This is a genomic window from Oceanobacillus luteolus, assembly GCF_042678205.1.
Lineage (GTDB): Bacteria > Bacillota > Bacilli > Bacillales > Amphibacillaceae > Oceanobacillus > Oceanobacillus luteolus.
The window spans coordinates 1-4,834 of the sequence record NZ_JBHUDE010000100.1; the positions used below are offsets into that span (position 1 = coordinate 1).

Below are 4,834 nucleotides of genomic sequence, written 5' to 3' on the forward strand. Positions count from 1 at the left end.
TAGAATAACCTCCCAATCTTATATGTTTATTCTAACAATAAAAAAATAAACTGCGAAGCAAGAGCCGTACGCTCTCTCACTTACACAGTTTATTTTACACTCCCCGATTAACGATTATTTAGATTCGGAAATGCTTGAAGCAGTAGAAACATTAGTTTCTGGTAAGCCTGTACTTGATAATGCCATTCGTTCCTCTATGCAGGAAAATATCCAAAAAATGATGGGATTGGCACTGTTAATCATGGTCATTGTTTTATTTTTTGTTTTTAAAGTCCAGTGGCGAATATTGCCATTATTGGTGGTGCTAATTGCAGTTGTGGGGACTGTTGGCTTAATGGGTTGGTTGCAAATACCGATTACAATGGTGTCTATGGCAGTTTTCCCAATCTTAATTGGGCTTGGAATCGACTATGCAATTCAGTTCCAAAACCGTTATGACGAGGAGATGCATGAGGAGGATTCAAATGAATAACAATAAAAATAAATCTAAGCACAGTTTAAATAAAACAATTAAAAAAATGGTTCCCGCTGTTTTTACTGCCCTGGTGGCGACAGGGATAGGGTTTGTCGCACTTTATACATCTCCTGTACCTATGATCCAAGATTTTGGTAAAATGTTAACTATCGGTTTAATTGTAAGCTTCATTTTAGGTGTTTTTATTTTGATTCCAATATTATTTATACGAGATTACTTCTTTGATAATGTGCAGAAGAAAAAATCAAAACATACAAAACAAGGAACTGGAAAAACGGATAAAATGCTTAACTGGCTTACAGAAAAAACAATTAAACTTCGTTGGATTATCATCGCAATAGCTGTAATCTTGGCTGCTATTGGTATTTGGGTAGATGTAGATGCCAATGCAGAAACAGATGTGGAAACCTTTATGCCACAAAATACACAGGAACTAAAAGACATTCATAAATTGCGTGATATTGTTGGTACAACAGATCAAGTATCTATTGTATATGAAGGTAATGATATTATTTCAGATGACATCATGATATGGGTGGATAAATTAACAGAAGACATGGGTACGGAATTCCCTGATGTTGTTGTTGAAACAAAATCCATTTCCAACATTGTAAAGCAAATAAATGATGAGAAGTTACCAAAACAGGAATCTCTTGGCGAACAGATTGCGGATATTCCAACAGAACAATTAAAACTGTTCTTAAATGATACAAATACAAAAGGTGTTATTACGGTAGGAATCAAACATTTAGAAGCAGAGAATCTAAAGGTTTTTATTGATGATTTAAGAGTTTATTTGAATAGCAATGAATTAGATGGCGTTAACACAACGATAACAGGTAAAGCAGTTTTAGATGTGGAAATGATTCAAGGATTAACGACTGGAAGATACCAAATGACCTTACTAGGAATGGGACTCGTTTTCTTCAGCTTACTGCTTATTTATCGGGAAAGGGCTACCTTTGAGCTCCTTTCACACAATTCTGATGTTTCGTTAAGACCTTCTCTATAAAATGTTCGTATATCATCCCTAGCACTTACGGAAATAAATCCACTGTAACCAAGCAAGCCTACCTTAGCCATATTGTTTATATAAGTTAGCATAAATGTGTCTGTATACATGCGTGGCGCATTCAAATTAACATCATTTTCAAAAGTAAATCCTGTAGGTGTTGGAATTTTTTCCTCTTGAAATATGGTTGTTAGCTTTTCAATATGAGTAGATGATAAATCATAAGCAAATTGAACAATAGGGCGAACTTCTTCATCTTCTATGGTTTTAAGGAAATAAGCTAAAACACATTTGGACATACTATCCTGCATATAGCTAGTCCAAATGGAAGCAATTTCAGAAGAAGTTAGTTGAATGTGATTTTCATCCATGATTCGTTACCTCCAAAGAATATTTAGATATATTCTTTACAAAAAAACCTTATAGTATTAGAAAAACTGAGGGATGTTTCCTTGGCTTTTTGATTTAGCTATCCATATTGAATCATCATATCTTTCCTTCGCTATATTCGTTCAGTTATAAGGTCGTTATCTTGGTCATAAGATAACTCTTTGTTCCTTAGATTAACTTTCTACAACACCTAGCATCTCCTGTACTGTGACCAGTTCAAATCCATCCTTCCTCAACTCGTCAATAACCGTAGGCAGTGCATGAATTGTTCCCGATAAATCCCCACCGTCGCCCGTTCCGGAATGCTGTAATACGATGGATCCCGGAGTGACATTAGATAGAATGTTGCTTGATACCTGTTCTGCATTCAATCCTTTCCAGTCCAAAGAATCCACATTCCAGTTCACAACTTTTCTTTTCTGAGAAGCCAGCCATTCTATCTGCTGCTCACTGATATTTCCATATGGTGGTCGGACGATAGTCGGTGAATATCCTGTATATGAACTCATTAGTTCATAGGTTCGGATTATCTGATTCAGAAATTCTGAACGGTTAAGAGTTAAATAATCCGCATGGTTATATGAATGATTTCCGATTGCATGTCCTTCTTGCACAATTCGCTTGGCCACTTCAGGATATTTTTCAATACGGTGCCCTACAAGAAAAAAGGTAGCCTTAACATCTTTTTGTTTTAAAATGTCTAATATGACTGGTGTGAAAATTTCATCGGGAGCATCATCAAACGTCAGTGCGATTTCACGTTTGGATTCCGGTCCCTTCATTAAAAAAGTGCTTTTATATTTGTTTTTTAATTTTGATAAATCGGATGCGGGAGATTGATTAGCTTCTATAGCAGGAGAATGAACAAACGTAACCGCATTTTTTCCTAGGGAGAGACAAAAAATAATAAAAAGAAGGCACACAAAAATCAAAGATTGTTTCATCTTCAATAACCCCTTTAACTTCAAGGTATATAAGTTATCCTTTGCATCAAAGTGTTTTATATACAATATCATCGGCTTTATACGACACGGAGGAGGGCAATGGAAAGCTCTACATCCCGGATCATTCGTTACTACCCTATACCATTTCCGATCAAAAAAAGTCCGGAAACAGAGTGTATACGGTGGTGACATACCCAGAAACCATCTCCATGACTGATAGCCCAATAAAAATTTTCAATCGGGTTCCTGTAATTTCAATTATCTCCCAATCAAAAAGCCTGTGTATGCGGTATACCAAGAACAGAGATATACAGATAACGATCATTTATTTATATGATGTACTGCGCAGCGGTTTGGTCTGATTTCCAATTCAGAAAGCGTATTTTGGATTAAAAAAATAAAGAAGCATTATGGAAAAGAAAAGTAGGTACATTTCTTCACTTAGGATAATTGTTAGATACAGGTGCGAGCAAAAGACATGTATTTATTCTTGATCTTTGCGAAAAATAAAATGAAAGCGAATTTTATATTCGATACATTTCGAGTAAAGACCTTTAAAATGGATGCAAGCCGCTGAGTTATTATTGTACGACTCAGCAATAACCAGGAAAAAACAATGATACACATTGGAGGGTATTGAAAATGTCAGTAACAGCAATAAGTCCAAAGGAAGTTGCAAAAAAAGTCATCAATAAACAAGAACTGTTTATTTTAGATGTCCGTAATACAGATGACTTTGAAGATTGGAAAATTGAAGGGGAGAATTTTGAATATATCAACATGCCATATTTTGAACTACTTGACGGAGTAGAAGAAATCATGGATCAGATCCCTTCTGATAAAGAAATTGTAGTTGCGTGTGCAAAAGAAGGATCATCTGTCATGGTAGCTGAAATGCTTTCTAAAAAAGGGCTTGATGTCGCCTACCTTAATGGTGGTATGAAAGCATGGAGTGAATATCTGGAGCCGGTTAAAGTAGGAGATTTAAACAATGGCGGTGAGATATACCAGTTTGTCCGCCTTGGAAAAGGCTGTTTATCTTACATGGTTGTGTCAGATCGAGAAGCAGCTATTATTGATGCCACACGCATGACGGATGTATTTACAAACTTTGCAAAAGAAAAGGGCGTTAAGATTACGCATGTATTTGACACTCATTTGCATGCAGACCATATTTCAGGCGGAAGATTCATTGCAAAAGAAACAGGGGCGAAGTATTGGCTCCCACCCAAAGACGCTGGAGAAGTTGCTTTTGAATATGAACCGTTAGAAGATGGCGAAGATGTCATAATTGGAAGCACAAAAGTTCGTATTCATGCTTTGTATTCGCCGGGGCATACAATTGGTTCAACCTCATTTATAGTCGGTGATCAGTTTTTGTTAACTGGTGACATATTGTTCATTGATTCTATCGGAAGACCTGATTTGGCAGGTATGGCTGAGGATTGGGTTGGTGATTTGAGGGAAACACTTTATCAGCGTTATCGAAAATTATCTGAGGAGCTCATCGTACTTCCAGCTCACTTCATGATTATTGAAGAGTTAAATGAGGATGGAAGTGTAGCAAAAAAATTAGGATCATTGTTTGCAGAAAACCATGGATTAAAAATAAATGACGAAAGTGAGTTTAGAAATTTGGTTACGGAAAACTTACCACCACAACCAAACGCTTTCCAAGAAATCCGTAAAACAAATATGGGCAGAATGACACCAGGTGAAGAAGAACAACGTGAAATGGAGATTGGACCAAACCGCTGTGCTGTTCGATAATAAGCGTGTCGATAAATACAGAAAGCAATGATGTAGCAGGCTTAATCCCAAGAAACGTTTGGACAATAACTGGGTGAATGTCAAAATAAATTTTTGGGCTCGTAAATGGATAAAATATACAAAAAAGACCTGTCAGCTTGGTACCGACCCCCGAAAGTTAGAGTAAAAAACTAACTTTCGGGGGTGTTTTTATGGCTAAATATAGTGAGGGATTTAAACTGAGTCTTGTTACCGAGTACTTAC

Annotated in this window: 5 protein-coding genes; 3 read left to right on the forward strand and 2 right to left on the reverse strand. The window is 36.5% G+C overall.

Features of this window, described 5'->3' with window-relative positions; all coding sequences use genetic code 11:
* Nucleotides 1-130 precede the first annotated feature (130 nt).
* Both ACFSBH_RS12570 and ACFSBH_RS12575 read left to right on the forward strand, forming a co-directional pair.
* Complete coding sequence (locus ACFSBH_RS12570; protein WP_379597809.1) at nucleotides 131-472, forward strand: MMPL family transporter; 342 nt, start codon at nucleotides 131-133, stop codon at nucleotides 470-472.
* Nucleotides 465-1,487, forward strand: a complete 1,023-nt coding sequence (locus ACFSBH_RS12575) for an RND transporter family protein (protein WP_379597811.1) — start codon at nucleotides 465-467, stop codon at nucleotides 1,485-1,487. Before ACFSBH_RS12570 ends, ACFSBH_RS12575 begins: the two co-directional genes overlap by 8 nt.
* On the opposite strand, the gene ACFSBH_RS12580 is transcribed toward ACFSBH_RS12575, so the two are convergent.
* Entirely contained in the window at nucleotides 1,418-1,858 is a 441-nt protein-coding gene (locus tag ACFSBH_RS12580) for a DUF3231 family protein (protein WP_379597813.1), read from the reverse strand. The two genes, ACFSBH_RS12575 and ACFSBH_RS12580, sit on opposite strands and share 70 nt — an antisense overlap.
* A 192-nt stretch (nucleotides 1,859-2,050) precedes the next feature.
* The gene (locus tag ACFSBH_RS12585) at nucleotides 2,051-2,659 is read right to left on the reverse strand and encodes a polysaccharide deacetylase family protein (RefSeq protein WP_379597815.1); all 609 of its coding nucleotides are present in this window, start codon (nucleotides 2,657-2,659) and stop codon (nucleotides 2,051-2,053) included.
* 804 nt (nucleotides 2,660-3,463) lie between these two features.
* Here ACFSBH_RS12585 and ACFSBH_RS12590 point away from each other — a divergent pair.
* On the forward strand, nucleotides 3,464-4,591 hold the full coding sequence (locus tag ACFSBH_RS12590; protein ID WP_126430602.1) for an MBL fold metallo-hydrolase: 1,128 nt from the start codon (nucleotides 3,464-3,466) through the stop codon (nucleotides 4,589-4,591).
* Nucleotides 4,592-4,834: the final 243 nt, after the last annotated feature.